The organism is Nocardia brasiliensis ATCC 700358, assembly GCF_000250675.2.
Classification (GTDB): Bacteria; Actinomycetota; Actinomycetes; order Mycobacteriales; family Mycobacteriaceae; genus Nocardia; species Nocardia brasiliensis_B.
Genome location: NC_018681.1, coordinates 6,689,022 through 6,703,577, shown reverse-complemented (window position 1 = coordinate 6,703,577; position 14,556 = coordinate 6,689,022). Strand labels below are relative to the sequence as shown.

Sequence of the window (14,556 nt, the reverse complement as noted above, 5' to 3'; positions counted from 1 at the left end):
GAACCATGGACACACCGAGTCCCGCTCACGATGGAGCCGAGTACCCGGAGGCGGAATCGTGAGTAATGAACTGCCGCCGATAGCGGTGCTGCGGCTCGATCCCGGCATTCCCTTGCCGACGCGCGCCCACCACGGCGACGCGGGCGTCGACCTGTGCACCACCGCCGACGTGATCCTGGAACCGGGGGAGCGGGCGTTGGTCGGCACCGGCCTCGCGATCGCGCTGCCGGTCGGCACGGTCGGTCTCATCCACCCCCGGTCGGGGCTGGCCGCGAAGGCCGGTCTGTCGGTGGTGAACACCCCGGGCACCGTCGACGCCGGCTACCGCGGCGAGATCAAGGTGTGCCTGATCAACCATGACCCGCGCACGCCGATCGAGCTGCGTCGTGGCGACCGGATCGCCCAGCTGCTGGTGCAGCGGGTCGAGTTGGTGGATTTCGTCGAGGTCGACTCGCTCGACGAAACCAGCCGGGGCGCGGGCGGTTACGGGTCCAGCGGCGGTCACGCGAGTCTGACCGGGGCGGGCCGGGCAGCCGGCAAGGAGGCGTAATGGGACTGTTCGGAAAGAAGAAGCGGTCTGCGGACTACGACGACGACCGGTATCCGGCCGACGAGTACGACGAGGTCGAGGAATACGACGAGGACGACTACGACACCGACGAGCACCCGATCGTGCCCGCCGGCCGCCATGTCGCCGCCGCCGACGAGCATCCGTCCGGCCCGCACGACTACGACGATGTGGCCGACCTGCTGGACCGGGTCGCCGAGCAACGGCTCGATCTGGGCTCGGTGATCCTGCCCGTGCCGCAGGGCGGTCAGCTGCAGGTCGAGATGACGCCCGACGGCGCACCGCAGGCGGTGCACCTCGCGACCGAACACGGCCGGATCACCGTCGCGGCGTACGCGGCCCCCAAGTCGGCGGGCCAGTGGCGCACGGTGGCCGCGGATCTCGCGGATTCGCTGCGCAAGGACGGTTCGCGGGTCGCGGTGGAGACCGGTCCGTGGGGTCGCGAACTGCTGGCCGTCACCGAGGGCGCCGATCTGCGGTTCATCGGTGTCGACGGACCGCGCTGGATGGTGCGTTTGGTCGCGGCCGGCCCGTCCGGTGCGGCGAACGACGGCAGCCCGCTGGTCGCTGCGGCCCGGGCGATCCTGCGCGAGACCGTGATCCGCCGCGGCGACGACCCGCTGCCGGTGCGCGAGCCGCTGCCCGTGGTACTGCCGCAGGAACTCGCCGAACAGCTGGCCGCGGCCCATCAGGCCCAGGTCGACGCGCAACAGCAGCAGCTGGCGGCCCAGGCGCAAGCGCAAGCCACCCCCCAGCTGCCGCCGCGGCTGCCGGAGGGTCCGCGCCGCGGCGCCGACGGTTCCGCCATGCAGCAGCTGGGCCTGAACTAGCGCGCCGAAACCCGAACCCGCACAGTCCGATTCGCGCGGATGGACGCAGTCCGGTCGACCGCGGCACCTCGGCCGCCGAGCTGGTGCGCTTCCCCCGGCGATATCGCGCGCGGTCGCTACTGGTCAGTTGATCACCAGGTAATGGTGGCGGAAGCCTCTCGGCCGATACCGCAACCATTACCTGGCGATCGGCCGACCAACTGGGGAACGCGCCCATCCCTGCGTGCGCCAGGTTCGCGCCCCAGATTCGTTGCACGCCTGCCTGATTCGGCAGGCGACGCTCAGAAGGCGCCGGTGCGGGTGAGGGCGGCGAAGCCGGTGTGGCCGAGGACGGCCGGTTCGGCGCCCAGTTCGGCGAGGGTGATGCGGTGGATCGCGGAGCGGGGGATCAGTGCGGCCCATTCTTCGGCGATGGCGAACGGGTGCACCGGGTCGTCGACCGCGGTCACCACGGCCACCGGTACCTCCAGCGCGCTGAGGCGTTCGGTATCCGGCCATTTGTATTCGGCGGCCTCGTCGAGTGCGTCGGGCAGGCCCGGCCACTGCGCGCGCCAGGATTGGGTGAGCGCGTCGGCGAGCCAGGCGGGGCTGCTCGCCCGCATCCGCTCGACCACGGCGTCGAGCCCGTCGGCACGCAATTGGGCCGCGGTCACCCCGGCGCTCACGGTGGCGGGGCAGGCGGCGGTGTCGGGACCGGTCCACGCGGGCAGCGCCGCGACCACGCCTGCGGTCAGCTCGGGATGTTCGGCGGCCCACTCGATCGCGACCGCCGCGCCCAGCGAGATTCCCGCCACAACAACGGGACCCGTCGCGGCCGCGGCCTCGAGCGCAGCCCGATAACTCGCGACGACGGCGGCGGGGTCCGGCTGTACCGCGACCACGTCGAGACGGCGCGCTCTGCCCGCCGGTTCGAAGGCGCGCCGGGCGAAATCCGCGTCGGATCCGCTGCCGGGCAAGGCCACGACGACCTGAGCGGGCGACACGGAGTGTGGGGAGTCGAACACCGGTCCGAGCGTAGCGGGGGTGCTCTGGTGCATCTACAGTGGCGGGGGTACGGCCACAGCCGGTCGTATGTGGAAACCACGATGGTGTGCGACCCACACTGTCTGCTCTATGCAGGAGAGCGTGCGAAATGTCATCCGCAGCCTCAGGGTATTTTCGACGTCTGGGCCGCAGACTGACCGAAGATATCGACCAGTTGGACGCAGAAGAACTCGCCGAGAAATCCGAGGCCTCCGGCGCGTGCCGGGCCTCGGAGTGTCGCCGCGGCGACGAGGCCACCATGCTCGGTAGGCTACGCAGCGTCGAAGCGTGTCCGAAGTCCGCGGGCGCCAGTGTGCAGGCGGAGTTCTTCGACGGCACCGATGCCATCACCCTGGTGTGGATCGGCCGCCGGCGCATTCCCGGTATCGAACCGGGGCGACGTATCTTGGTGCGCGGCCGGGTCGGCGATCGAGACGGCCGCAAAGTGATCTACAACCCCTACTACGAATTGCGCGGGAACAGCTGACGTATGCCATCGAGCAACGACAACGCCGCCCCAGGCGAACAGACCGAGCCCGCAACGGCTCTCGACCCGGACCAGGTCGACCCTGACGAAGCAGTCGCCGAGCAGACGCTGCTCGAGCAGCTCGGCGGGTTCAGCGGCCTGATCTCTTCGACAGTCCCCGTTGTCGTCTTCGTCCCCGTGAACGGGTTCGCGGGCCTCACCGCCGCCATCTGGGCCGCGCTCGGTGTCGCTGCGCTGATCCTGATCTGGCGGCTCGTCCGGCGCAGCCCCATCCAGCCCGCCATCTCCGGCTTCCTCGGTGTCGGCATCTGCGCGTTCATCGCCTATCGGATGGGGGAGGCGAAGGGCTTCTTCCTGTTCGGCATCTACACCAGCCTGGTGTACGCGGGCGTGTTCCTGGTGTCGATGCTGGTGCGCTGGCCGCTCGTAGGCGTGATCTGGGGGGTGCTCAACGGACACGGCACCGAGTGGCGCTCGGATCGTCGCGTGCAGCGCCTCTACTACCTCGCGACCACCACGTGGGTGGTCGTGTTCGGCGCGCGCTACCTGGTGCAGTCCCAGCTCTACGACACCGACCGGACCGGATGGCTCGCCGTCGCCCGGATCGGGATGGGCTGGCCGCTCACCGCGGTCGCGCTGGTGGTCACCGTGTGGGCGGTGCGCCGCGCAGGTCATCTGCCCGTGCGCCGGGGCGCCGCCGCGGCCGAACCCGCGTAGCGCGTCAACCCCGCGTAGCGCCTCAACCCCGTGGGCGAGCCTGCGTTGCGCGTCAACCCTGCGGGCGCGTTCTGTGCGGGCGCGTTAACCCTGTGGGCGCGTCCTGCGAAAACACAGGGGGTGGGGTGTATTCCACCGCAGAGGTGGGTGGTTACCCACCCTGGGGTGCCTGGAAGGCGACCCGAGTTCGGCAGACGATCAGTGCGTCGAGAAAAACACGCACGATCGCACGAAAGGACTCGGACCGTGGCCCCCGAGCACAAGACCGCAGCACCGTCGAAGAACCACCATCCGGCCCTGTCGGAGAGCCGCCGGGTCGGCGCCGAACTGGACAAACTGATCGGTCCCGCGGCGGCGGGCGATCGCGGCGCGGTCAGCGAGATCGTCCGCATCGTCCATCCGCTGGTTCGCCGGTATTGCGGTGCGCGCCTTGGTAATACGGCTCATCTGCAAGTCACCGCCGACGATGTGGTGCAGGAGATCCTGATCGCCACCGTGAACGCCATCCCGCGCTATCGGGACCAGGGCAAGTCCTTCCTCGCTTTCGTCTACGGCATCGCGGCGAACAAGGTGTCCGACGCGTTCCGGCGCTCGCAGCAGCACCCCACCTATCCGATGGCGGAAATGCCGGACGCGCCGTCGACCGCCGCCGGTCCGGAGGAGTGGGCGCTGGCGTCCGAACGGCGCGCGGCCACCCGGGAACTCATGAAGATCCTCGCCCCCGCGCATCGTGAGGTGCTGGTCATGCGGATCGTGCTCGGCTGGTCGGCCGCGCAGACCGCCGAGGCGATCGGCACCAGCCCGGGCGTCGTCCGGGTGATGCAGCATCGCGCGCTGAACAAGCTGCGCGCGGAACTGAAGCTGGCCGCGTAGTTCGTTCGCGACCGTCGCGCATCAGCCCTGTCGGGGAGTCAAGGCTTGATGCCGTGGTTGGCGAGTTCGACCCGCAGGTCCTCCTCCGCCTCCACCGAGGTCACGAACAACAGCTCGTCGTCGCCCTCGAACGGATCGTCGGGCTGCGGCACGATCACCCGGCCGCCGCGCAGGATCGTCACCAGGGCGGCGTCGCGCGGCAGGGTGAGCGTGCGCACCGGCTTTCCGGCGAGGGCGGTATCGCCGGGCAGCGTGATCTCGACCAGATTCGCCTGACCCTGGCGCAGCGTCATCAGCCGCACCAGATCGCCCACCGTCACCGCTTCTTCGACCAGCGAGGCCAGCAGCCGTGGCGTGGACACCGCGACGTCGACACCCCAGGAACTGTCGAACAGCCACTCGTTGCGCGGATCGTTCACCCGGGCCACCACCCGGCGCACACCGAACTCGGTCTTGGCGAGCAGGCTGTGCACCACGTTCGTCTTGTCGTCGCCGGTGGCGGCGATGACCACCTCGTAGGTTTCCAGGCCCGCGTCCTCGAGCAGCGCCAGCTCGCAGGCGTCGGCGTGCACCCAGACGGCGTCCGGGATCGCCTCCGGGTCGATATGGTCGAGCTGGCGCTCCAGCAGCATGACGCTGTGCCCGCCGCGCAGGAGTTCCCTGGCGATGGATCGGCCGACGGCGCCTGCGCCTGCGATGGCCACCTTCATGTTCAGTCCTCGCTCACGGGGGGCTTGCCTGCCAGCGCGATGGCCTCGCCCACCGAACCGGATGTCGCGGCGACGTAGACGAGATCGTCGGCCTGCACGATGGTCTTGCTGTCGGGCAGCAGGCCCTGGCCGAACCGGATGATGAACGCGACCCGGATCCCGACCGCCTGCTCCAGATCCCGGACGGTGCGTCCGTACCAGTCCTCGTGCAGGGGCAGCGGGGTAACTGCGACCGTGCCGGTGGGATCGCGCCAGGTGGTGGTGCTGCTGTCGCTGATGAGCGTGCGCAGGAAGCGGTCGGTGGTCCACGGCACCGTCGCGATGGTCGGGATGCCGAGCCGCTCGTACACCGCGGCGCGTTTCGCGTCGTAGATGCGGGCGACCACCCGCTCGACGCCGAACATCTCCCGCGCCACCCGGGCGGAGATGATGTTGGAGTTGTCCCCGGAGGAGACCGCGGCGAACGCGTCCGCCCGTTCGATTCCCGCCCGCACCAGCACATCTCGGTCGAAGCCGACGCCGGTGATTCGCTCGCCCGGGAAATCCGAGCCGAGCCGCAGGAAGGCGGCGGAGTCCCGGTCGATCACCGTGACCTCGTGGCCCACCCGCACCAGGGCGCGAGCCAGCGCCGAACCGACGCGCCCACACCCCATGACCACTACGTACACCGTGCAACCCTCGTTCCTGGAACCGTGGTGTTCGGTCTGCTCATTATCCGGTCGAACGGTACCTGTCGAATGATTCCATCGGCCACGTTCCCCCTCCACCCCCGCGCCAAACCTGACAGTCGCGTGCGCAACACAACTGTGCCGCCGCGTGCGCCGAAACGCCGCGCGTCAGGGTTGCTGCGTGGTTACACAGCGCCTGGCGAGTCCGGATACGGCGATGGTGCCGCTATGCTCGCTCCAGTGTCCAAGTTGACGACGGCAGCGAAACGAGTGCTGCTGGGCAGGCCTTTCCGTAGTGATTCGCTTGGCCATACCCTGCTGCCGAAGCGCATCGCGCTCCCGGTGTTCGCCTCCGATGCGATGTCCTCGGTGGCCTACGCGCCGGAGGAAATCTTCCTGGTGCTCTCCGCCGCGGGCATCTCCGCTTACATCTACGCTCCCTGGGTCGGTTTGGCCGTCGCGTTCGTGATGGCCGTGGTGGTGGCCAGCTACCGGCAGAACGTGCACGCCTACCCGTCCGGGGGCGGCGACTACGAGGTCGCGACCACCAACCTCGGCCCGACGGCCGGATTGACCGTCGGCAGCGCGCTCCTCGTGGACTACGTGCTCACCGTGGCCGTGTCGATCTCCTCGGCCGCCTCCAACATCGGCTCCGCCATCCCGTTCGTGGCCACGCACAAGGTGTTGTTCGCCGTGGTCGCCATCGCCGTGCTCACCGCGATCAACCTGCGCGGCGTGCGGGAATCGGGCACCGCGTTCGCGATCCCGACCTACGCCTTCATCCTCGGCATGTTCGTCATGCTCGGCTGGGGACTGTTCCGCATCTTCGTGCTCGGCGACGATCTACAGGCCGAATCGGCGGGATTCGGCTTGAAGGCGGAGGACGAGCACCTGTACGGACTCGCCTTCGCCTTTTTGATCGCCCGCTCGTTCTCCTCCGGGTGTGCGGCGCTCACCGGTGTCGAGGCGATCAGCAACGGTGTGCCCGCGTTCCGGAAGCCCAAGTCGCGCAACGCCGCCACCACGCTGCTAATGCTCGGCACGATCGCGGTCGTGCTGCTGATGGGCATCATCATCCTGGCGCAGAAGATCAAGGTCGTATACGCGCACAACGAGTCCGACCTGATCGGTGCGCCGGCCGGATACCACCAGAAGACGCTGATCGCGCAGCTCGCCGAGACCGTGTTCCACGGGTTCCCGATCGGGTTCTTCTTCATCACCACGGTGACCGCGCTGATCCTCGTGCTCGCCGCGAACACCGCGTTCAACGGGTTCCCGGTGCTCGGATCTATTCTGGCGCAAGACCGTTACCTGCCCCGGCAGCTGCACACCCGCGGTGACCGGCTGGCGTTCAGCAACGGCATCCTGTTCCTCTCCGGCGCGGCGATCGCGTTCGTCGTGCTGTTCGGCGCCGAGGTGACCAAGCTCATCCAGCTCTACATCGTCGGCGTGTTCGTGTCGTTCGTGCTCAGCCAGACCGGCATGCTGCGGCACTGGACCCGGTTGCTGCGCACCGAAACCGATCCGGCGCAGCGGGCGCGGATGAAGCGGTCCCGCGTGATCAACGCGGTCGGCCTCACCGCCACCGGCACGGTGCTGATCATCGTGCTCATCACCAAGTTCTTCGCCGGCGCCTACATCGCCATCGCGACCATGGTCGCGATCTTCATCGTGATGAAAATGATTCGCAAGCACTACGATTCGGTGTCGCGCGAGCTGGAGTCCCAGGAGTGGGACGGTGTGCTGCCGAGCCGTTCGCACTCGATCGTGCTGGTGTCCAAGCTGCACCTGCCGACCCGGCGCGCGCTCTCGTATGCTCGCGCCACCCGGCCCGATACGCTCGAGGCGATCACCGTGAACGTCGACGACGCCGACACCAGGTCGCTGGTCCGCGAATGGGAGAAAAGCGATATCACCGTGCCGCTCAAGGTGATCGAATCGCCTTACCGCGAAATCACCAAGCCTGTCCTGGATTACGTGAAACGGGTCCGCAAAGACGCCCCGCGCGACGTGGTTACCGTGTTCATCCCCGAATACGTCGTCGGACACTGGTGGGAACAGGTGCTGCACAACCAGAGCGCGTTGCGGCTCAAAGGCAGGCTGCTCTTCGAGCCCGGCGTCATGGTCACCAGTGTCCCTTGGCAATTGAGCTCCTCCACCCGTGCCCGCACCCCTGGCGTGGTGAACGCGCCGGGTGCGGTCCGCCGCGGTTACGACGATCGATCGTGACGGGAAGTCGGCGCGGTACTAGCCCGCGAGTGTGGCAATGGATCGGGGCGAAGCGGCACCGGAAGGTAGCGATCGGAGACTCGGGTGCGTGCAACGCGGCTGCCGAATGCGCGCGGGTCCGACGGCACACAGCGGCAGGAGACACAGGCGATGCGGTCGCGCGGAGGGGATGCCGGGATGAGTGATTGGCAGGGCAGCACATTCGAGGTGCGGCTCGGGCCGCCCGGGCACGGTGGATTCTGTGTGGCGCGGCACGAGGGGCGGGTGGTGTTCGTCCGGCACGGGCTGCCCGGGGAACTGGTGCGGGTGCGCGTCACCGAGGACCGCGGCGGATCGTTCTGCCGCGCCGACGCGATCGAGATCCTGGAGCCGTCACCGGATCGCGTGCCCGCCACCTGCCCGGTATCCGGACCCGGTGGCGCAGGTTGCTGCGATTTCTCGTTTGCGACACCGAAAGCGCAACGCGCGCTGAAAGCTTCGGTGGTCGCCGAACAGCTGCGCAGGCTCGCGGGGATCGAACGGGACGTCGTCGTCGAACCGATCACCGGTGCGGGCGAGGTCACCAGCGGCTGGCGCACCCGCATCCGCCTCGCGGTCGACGCGTCCGGCCGCGCCGGCGTGCACCGCTACCGCAGCACCGAGGTCATCCCCGATCTCCGCTGCCCGCAACCGGTTCCCGGCGCCCTCGACGGTGTCGCCGACCGACTGTGGACCCCCGGCGCCGACCTGGTGATCGCCGTCGACGGCGACGGCGTGCGCCACATCGTCGAACTGGCTCCGTCCGAGGTCTCCGATCGCCGCCGAACCGAACCTGCCGACCGCCGCGGGCGTGACCGTCGCGGCCGCCGCTCCACCGCCCCCGACGCCCGCGAGACGAGCGCCGAACGGGACGACGCCGACGGTCGCCGCGGTACTGACGCGTCCGATGGTCGAAATGTGGCCGGCCACAGGCGATCCGGTGCGGGTGGGGCAGGGGCCGGTCCGGGTGGCGCGCGGCGGCGGCCCGGGGCGATCGGCGGGGTGCGGCATGGGGGCGATGCGGGCGGGAGTCGGCGTCCGGAGTCGTTGCGGGCGGATGCGGGGGATTTTCGCGACGAGGTGCGGCATGCGGCCGACGGGCGGTTGGAGGGTCCGCAGGCGCGGGAGCGGCGCAGCGCGTCGGCGCGGCGCGCGGCCACGCACGCGGCGCGGGACGAATGGGTGGTCGCCGGAAGTGGGCGGGCGGTCGAATACGTGGCCGGGCGTCGCTGGGAGGTCGCCGCGACCGGCTTCTGGCAGGCGCACCACGGTGCGGCGCAATGCTATTCGGATCTGGTGGGGGAGTGGTCCGGACTGCTGCCGGGCGGTCTGGCCTGGGACTTGTACAGCGGCGCAGGCGTTTTCGCGGCCCGGCTGGCCGACCAGACCGGTTTGACCGGCGCGGTGTTCGCCGTCGAATCGGCGCGACCGGCCGTCGCCGCCGGTAAAGCCGCGCTCCGCGACCTGACCTGGCTGGAGCAGCATGCCCAGCGGGTGGAACGCTGGGTCGCCGACCGCATCGACGCCGCAGCCCCCGACGTCGTTGTCCTGGACCCGCCGCGCGCGGGCGCGGGCAAGGAGGTCATCCGTGCCTTGACCACCACCGGTCCCACCCGCATCGTCCACATCGGGTGCGACCCTGCCTCTTTCGCGCGCGACCTCGGCCTCTACCAAGCCGCCGGCTATCGCCTCGCCGACCTCCGCGCCTTCGACGCCTTCCCCGGCACCCATCACGTCGAATGCGTCGCCCTGCTCGACCGCCCCTGATGCCGGACGACCGTGTCAACGGTGGCGTCGAGTGAATCGTGGGCGCCAGGATCCTGGACAGGTGATCACCAGGTAATGGTGGCGGCAACGGCCGAGTCCGCCGCCACCATTACCTGGTGATCAGTCGACCAACGCCACCAGCGCACTGTGCGCCTAGCGGCGCGGTCGCCGGGTTCGTCTTGTGCGAGGAGCGCGGCGACGAGATGGATTCACCCACACCGTGATCGACGGTGCGTTCTCCGGCAAGGGGCTCGGTAGCGTCCTGGTGGAGCCCGTGGTCGAGATCGCCGCCGAGCTGATCGGGATGGAACGGCATCCACGATTCTGACCTTTCCGCAGGGGTCCGTGCTGTTGGTCCGCTAGAGCGGGTTGCGTCGACGCGGAGGAGCGTAGGCCGGGGAATGGTCGCTTCGGCGGGAGGTGGGATGGGGGGTGTGGTCAGCCTTCACGGATCCAGGCGAGGGTGATCTGGGTGCGTCGGAGGCGCCAGCCTGCGGGGGTGCGGGTGAGGATGCAGTTCAGGTGCAGGCCGCTGGTCTGGTGGGGTGGTGTGTCGTCGCGATAGAAGTGCACTAGGGAGTTCGCCGAGGCTGTGGCCTCGTCTCCGTCGAGGTCCACCAGAAGATCGGTAGTGATGTGCTGGGTGTGTTCGCCGTCGACCTCGGACTCGCGGAGGAAGTGGGCGACCTTGCCGATGCCGCGCACCTGGATCCGCGGCGAGTGGACCTCTACGTCGTCGGTGAAGACGGTGCCGGCATCGGCCCAGCGATGCTCGTCGAGCAACCGGGACCAGCGGGCGAACAGGTCGGCGATCTCGACGCGGTCGGCGAGCAGGGTGTTCGTGGACATGGTATCTCTTTCGTTGGCGACGCCAATGTTGGCGAGTCCAACGGTACACGAATTGGTTGGATGAGCCAACGATGTAGAGTTGCCCATGTGGAGGACACGCCCGCCCGCCTGGCCGTGAAACCGAGCTGGCTACTGACCCAGCTGGCCGTGCACGCGCACCGACTGGCGTCCCAGGGTTTCGAAACCGTGGGGGCGCGCGGGTACCACTACCGAATCCTGGCCGCGCTCAACGAGTTCGGTGCGGCCAGTCAGGCTGACCTCGGCCGCCGCTGCCACATGGACCGTTCCGATGTGGTCGCGGCGATCAACGAGCTGTCGGCACAGGATTTCGTCGAGCGCACCCCCGACCCCGACGACCGCCGCCGCAACATCGTGACGCTCACCGAAGCGGGCGACCGGCAACTACGCCGCCTCGATCGAGCATTGGCCGAGGTGCAGGACGATTTGCTCGCGCCGCTGTCCGCCGCCGACCGCCAAGACCTGACCCGCCTGCTCGCCACCCTGCTTGCGCATCATCAGGGCGGCTGAAACGCCGGTGGTGCGCCGGCTCCGTCGGCGCGCCGACGCTCAGTGAGTATGTGCTGTCGGGGGATTCGTGCGCAGGCGGCAGCGGCCGAGGGCCCGCCACCTTCATCTGGTGATCAGGTGGTCGACACCGTGAGTACGCTGCGCGTCCGATGGCGAGGTCGCCGGGTCCTGTGCTCCTGCGCGGGCTTTCGCACGCAGAGTGGGTCGCGTCGCTGCGGACGGGTGCGTCGGCTGGGGAGAGTGTGGGCCGAGTGTCGGTCGCTGCGGCGGGAGGCGGTGCCGCCCGACGCAGCGCCGAGCTCCTGTGGGTTCGGCAGGCGCCCGGCCGATTCAGTCGGTGTAGGTGGGTGGGCGGCGGTCGCGGCGGGCGCGGATCGCTTCGTCGAAGTTGCCGGTGGTCAGGCGGACGTAAAGCTGGGCCAAACCTTCGTGTTGCATATGGGATTCGAAACTGCCCGCTTCCATGCCGCTCCACAGCATGCGTTTGGTGAGTTCGGTGCCGACGCGGCTGAAACCGATGATGCGCTCGGCGAGGTCGTAGCAGGTGTCGAGCAATTCGGCGGCCGGGACGGTGCGGGAGACGAGGCCGATGCGTTCGGCTTCGGCGGCGTCGACGTCGCGGCCGGACAGCATGATCTCGAAGGCGCGGGAGGCGCCGATGGCGCGCGGCAGCAGGTAACTGATGCCGAGTTCGGTCGAGGTCAGGCCGTTGTTGATGCCCGCCGCGCGAAAGTAGGCTTCCGGCGCGGCGATTCGGATGTCGGTGGCGACGCTGAGGCAGAATCCGCCGCCGATCGCGGCACCGTTGATCGCGCCGATCACCGGCTGGTGCATACGGCGCAGGGTGATCATCACATCGTTGAGCAGATCCATCGAACGGCGGGCGACGCTGGTGACGGTGAGCCCCGCCACATTCGGCACTGTGCCCGCGCTCTGCAGGTCGGCACCGGAGCAAAACCCTTGCCCCGCACCGGTCAGCACCACGACCCGAATGTCGTTGTCGGCGCTGACCTTTTCCAGCGCCTCGCGCAACGGAATCATCACATCGAACGCCATCGCGTTCATCCGATCCGGCCGGTTGAGCGTGACGACGGCGACCTGCGGCCGCGGCGTATCGATGAGCACGAACGACATACGGTCTCCTTGACCCCGGCGGCAAACTGAAACAGGTTCTACTGTAGCGGCCGCTCCCCGCGCCCTCCGATCAGCCGAGAGCGGGTTGGGGGTGGGGTGGGAGAGGGTGCGGGCGCGGCGCTCGCGGTCGGATCGGGAACCAGGCGAAGAGGGTGAGGGCGGTGACGGTGAGGACGCCCCAGCCGACGAAGCCGTATCCGGCCAGTAGCGGGTTCGGTTCGTGCTCAGGGGAACTGACCAGGCTGAACAGGACTGCGCCTGCGTTGAGTGCGGCGTGTGCGACGGCGCAGGGCCAGATGCTGCCGGTGTGTAGCCGTAGCCAGCCCAGGATCGCGCCGAACGGTACGCAGAAGCCGATGAAGGCGAGGGCCGCCCACGCGCCGAGGTTCGGATAGTTGTAGCCGAGCAGGGTCAACGGCGCGTGCCAGAGCGCCCAGATGACGCCGGTGGCGACGAGGCCGGCGGCGATACCGAGCCGCCGCGTGAGTTGCGGTAGCAGCCAGCCGCGCCAGCCGATTTCCTCGCCGAGCGCGAAAGGCAGTGTGCTGAGCGTGGTTACGGTGAGGGTTTCGGCGAGTACCGCGACGACGGTGGGCGCCGAACCGAATTCGAACACGTACAGCCCGGACAGCGCACTCAACCCGAACGCCACCCACAAGAACAGCGGTGCCGCGAACCAGGCGAGCACCGTGACCCGCACCGTATGCCGCGGCCGTTTGCCGAGCCGTAACCCGTTCTGGGTCATCAACTCCGGCCAGCCGAGTCGCCGGTACCGCCACACCGCGAGCACGCCGAGCGCAGGGGTCAGCATCATCACTGCGGCACCGGTGTGCAACCACAGTCCGGACCGCAAACCCGCACCGTCGATCCATGGACCGGCGGCAACCAACCATGCGGCTCCGTAGGCCACCGTGAGGAACAGAACGAAATCATTGCGCCGAGCGATCATCCGACATCCTCGCCAGAGTCGTGCTGTCTTACCTACTTCGACGCACGGTCCATCGGCTCGGTTCCACCGCGGTTGAAATCCCCTCGGGCGCAGGGCGTCGCAAGATCGAGTCGATACCCACCTCGGTGCGCGGGCCCTAGAGTCGCGGACATGACCGTTTATGTGATCGCACAGATGAAATTCACCGACCGCGCCGCCTACGACCGCTACCAGGCGCGCTTCCTCGAGGTCTTCGCCCGCCATTCCGGCACGTTGCTCGCGGCCGATGAGGCGCCGCAGGTGGTCGAAGGCACGTCGGACCGGGAGAAAGTGGTGCTGTTGTCGTTCCCGGACGAGCCGGCCTTCCGCGCCTGGTCGGAATCACCGGAGTACCTGGAGATCGCCGAGGATCGGCGGGCGGGTACCGATTCGGTGATCTTCCTGGTTCAAGGTTTCGGCCGGCCGGCCGGGTAAGTCATTGCGCCACAATCGGTAAGCGACGAGCTAGTCCAGCTGCCAGGTGACGCGGATTCCCGCGGAGATCTCGCTCTCCCCGAGTTCCACCGGCACCGGTGCCGCGCCGTAGGCGTCCATCGCCACCGACATCGCTTTCAGGCGGGGGGCCGAAGGCGGTGCGGCAGAGGTGTTCTCGGTGATCTCGAGGACCGCGCCGAGTGCCCGTCCGGCCCGTTCGGCATACTGCTGCGCCTTGGCCACCGCGTTCTCCCACGCGGCGTCGCGCGCCTGCACGAGCAGCGACTCCTGGTCGGCGAAGGTGAGGTTGAGCCCGCCGAGGCGAACGTCGTCACCGCCGGCGTCGACGGCGTTGGCGATGATCACCGCCGGGCCGGGATCGGCGTCGTCCCCGATCTCGCGCAGCGCCACGGTCAGCGACGTGCTGGCGAGGTAACCGGTGATCCGGTTGCCCTCGCCCTCGGTCCACACCGTCTCGGTGTGGACCGACAGGCCGCTGGTCGCGATATCGGTGCCGGCGACCCCGTCGGAGCGCAGCGAGGCGCTGACCGCGGCGATCCGTTCACCGGCCCGGCTGTAGGCCAGCGCGACCTTGTTCGCCCGGCATTCGATGGAGATCGTGACGCGCATCAGGTCGGGCGTCGCGCGGGCGGTGCCCTGACCGAACAGGGTGACGGTGCCCGCCTTGCGGGAATCGGACTTCTTGCTCACTGCACGCTCCTCGGTCGGTCGATGGTTCGGGCCCCGGTCTGC

Annotated in this window: 16 protein-coding genes; 9 read left to right on the top strand and 7 right to left on the bottom strand. The window is 68.9% G+C overall.

The annotated features are described in order from the left end of the window. Positions 1 to 58 precede the first annotated feature (58 nt). Both dut and O3I_RS29605 read left to right on the top strand, forming a co-directional pair. Positions 59 to 550, top strand: a complete 492-nt coding sequence (dut, locus tag O3I_RS29610) for a dUTP diphosphatase (RefSeq protein WP_014986695.1) — start codon at positions 59 to 61, stop codon at positions 548 to 550. A 5-nt stretch (positions 551 to 555) separates the two neighbouring features. Then, the gene (locus O3I_RS29605) at positions 556 to 1,398 is read left to right on the top strand and encodes a DUF3710 domain-containing protein (protein ID WP_041564551.1); all 843 of its coding nucleotides are present in this window, start codon (positions 556 to 558) and stop codon (positions 1,396 to 1,398) included. 281 nt (positions 1,399 to 1,679) lie between these two features. Here O3I_RS29605 and O3I_RS29600 read toward each other — a convergent pair whose 3' ends face one another. Next, the gene (locus O3I_RS29600) at positions 1,680 to 2,402 is read right to left on the bottom strand and encodes an alpha/beta fold hydrolase (RefSeq protein ID WP_041562954.1); all 723 of its coding nucleotides are present in this window, start codon (positions 2,400 to 2,402) and stop codon (positions 1,680 to 1,682) included. Positions 2,403 to 2,530: 128 nt separating this feature from the next. Between O3I_RS29600 and O3I_RS29595 the strand changes: the two genes are divergently transcribed. From O3I_RS29595 to O3I_RS29585, 3 genes are all read left to right on the top strand, one after another. Continuing rightward, positions 2,531 to 2,908 carry an OB-fold nucleic acid binding domain-containing protein gene (locus tag O3I_RS29595; RefSeq protein WP_029899976.1) on the top strand — a complete coding sequence of 126 codons (378 nt, stop codon included), beginning with the start codon at positions 2,531 to 2,533 and terminating at the stop codon, positions 2,906 to 2,908. Between the two features lie 3 nt (positions 2,909 to 2,911). Further along, positions 2,912 to 3,625 carry a DUF3159 domain-containing protein gene (locus O3I_RS29590; RefSeq protein ID WP_014986691.1) on the top strand — a complete coding sequence of 238 codons (714 nt, stop codon included), beginning with the start codon at positions 2,912 to 2,914 and terminating at the stop codon, positions 3,623 to 3,625. 246 nt (positions 3,626 to 3,871) lie between these two features. After that, a complete protein-coding gene (locus O3I_RS29585) occupies positions 3,872 to 4,498 on the top strand; it encodes a sigma-70 family RNA polymerase sigma factor (RefSeq protein ID WP_014986690.1) in 627 nt (208 codons plus the stop codon). Between the two features lie 38 nt (positions 4,499 to 4,536). On the opposite strand, the gene O3I_RS29580 is transcribed toward O3I_RS29585, so the two are convergent. Both O3I_RS29580 and O3I_RS29575 read right to left on the bottom strand, forming a co-directional pair. Next, entirely contained in the window at positions 4,537 to 5,208 is a 672-nt protein-coding gene (locus O3I_RS29580) for a potassium channel family protein (RefSeq protein WP_014986689.1), read from the bottom strand. Positions 5,209 to 5,210: 2 nt separating this feature from the next. After that, positions 5,211 to 5,876: a potassium channel family protein gene (locus O3I_RS29575; RefSeq protein ID WP_014986688.1), complete on the bottom strand. Its 666-nt coding sequence runs from the start codon at positions 5,874 to 5,876 to the stop codon at positions 5,211 to 5,213. A gap of 240 nt (positions 5,877 to 6,116) precedes the next feature. Between O3I_RS29575 and O3I_RS29570 the strand changes: the two genes are divergently transcribed. Both O3I_RS29570 and O3I_RS44180 read left to right on the top strand, forming a co-directional pair. After that, positions 6,117 to 8,105: an APC family permease gene (locus O3I_RS29570; protein WP_014986687.1), complete on the top strand. Its 1,989-nt coding sequence runs from the start codon at positions 6,117 to 6,119 to the stop codon at positions 8,103 to 8,105. Between the two features lie 177 nt (positions 8,106 to 8,282). Beyond that, positions 8,283 to 9,890: a class I SAM-dependent RNA methyltransferase gene (locus O3I_RS44180; RefSeq protein WP_014986686.1), complete on the top strand. Its 1,608-nt coding sequence runs from the start codon at positions 8,283 to 8,285 to the stop codon at positions 9,888 to 9,890. 438 nt (positions 9,891 to 10,328) lie between these two features. Here O3I_RS44180 and O3I_RS29560 read toward each other — a convergent pair whose 3' ends face one another. Beyond that, complete coding sequence (locus O3I_RS29560) at positions 10,329 to 10,739, bottom strand: nuclear transport factor 2 family protein (protein WP_014986685.1); 411 nt, start codon at positions 10,737 to 10,739, stop codon at positions 10,329 to 10,331. A gap of 87 nt (positions 10,740 to 10,826) precedes the next feature. Here O3I_RS29560 and O3I_RS29555 point away from each other — a divergent pair, with 87 nt between their 5' ends. Continuing rightward, entirely contained in the window at positions 10,827 to 11,267 is a 441-nt protein-coding gene (locus O3I_RS29555) for a MarR family winged helix-turn-helix transcriptional regulator (protein WP_014986684.1), read from the top strand. A 330-nt stretch (positions 11,268 to 11,597) separates the two neighbouring features. On the opposite strand, the gene O3I_RS29550 is transcribed toward O3I_RS29555, so the two are convergent. Further along, positions 11,598 to 12,401, bottom strand: a complete 804-nt coding sequence (locus O3I_RS29550) for an enoyl-CoA hydratase (RefSeq protein WP_014986683.1) — start codon at positions 12,399 to 12,401, stop codon at positions 11,598 to 11,600. Between the two features lie 70 nt (positions 12,402 to 12,471). Further along, entirely contained in the window at positions 12,472 to 13,350 is an 879-nt protein-coding gene (locus O3I_RS29545; RefSeq protein WP_014986682.1) for a CPBP family intramembrane glutamic endopeptidase, read from the bottom strand. Positions 13,351 to 13,500: 150 nt separating this feature from the next. Here O3I_RS29545 and O3I_RS29540 point away from each other — a divergent pair, with 150 nt between their 5' ends. Beyond that, entirely contained in the window at positions 13,501 to 13,803 is a 303-nt protein-coding gene (locus O3I_RS29540; protein WP_014986681.1) for a DUF1330 domain-containing protein, read from the top strand. Between the two features lie 30 nt (positions 13,804 to 13,833). On the opposite strand, the gene O3I_RS29535 is transcribed toward O3I_RS29540, so the two are convergent. Continuing rightward, entirely contained in the window at positions 13,834 to 14,514 is a 681-nt protein-coding gene (locus tag O3I_RS29535; RefSeq protein ID WP_014986680.1) for an SIMPL domain-containing protein, read from the bottom strand. Positions 14,515 to 14,556 lie beyond the last annotated feature (42 nt).

Coding starts and splice junctions, on each gene's coding strand:
- O3I_RS29580 (WP_014986689.1), bottom strand. CDS start 5,208: ATGAAGGTGGCCATCGCAGGCGCAGGCGCCGTCGGCCGATCCATCGCC.
- O3I_RS44180 (WP_014986686.1), top strand. CDS start 8,283: ATGAGTGATTGGCAGGGCAGCACATTCGAGGTGCGGCTCGGGCCGCCC.
- O3I_RS29590 (WP_014986691.1), top strand. CDS start 2,912: ATGCCATCGAGCAACGACAACGCCGCCCCAGGCGAACAGACCGAGCCC.
- O3I_RS29550 (WP_014986683.1), bottom strand. CDS start 12,401: ATGTCGTTCGTGCTCATCGATACGCCGCGGCCGCAGGTCGCCGTCGTC.
- O3I_RS29545 (WP_014986682.1), bottom strand. CDS start 13,350: ATGATCGCTCGGCGCAATGATTTCGTTCTGTTCCTCACGGTGGCCTAC.
- O3I_RS29560 (WP_014986685.1), bottom strand. CDS start 10,739: ATGTCCACGAACACCCTGCTCGCCGACCGCGTCGAGATCGCCGACCTG.
- O3I_RS29595 (WP_029899976.1), top strand. CDS start 2,531: ATGTCATCCGCAGCCTCAGGGTATTTTCGACGTCTGGGCCGCAGACTG.
- O3I_RS29540 (WP_014986681.1), top strand. CDS start 13,501: ATGACCGTTTATGTGATCGCACAGATGAAATTCACCGACCGCGCCGCC.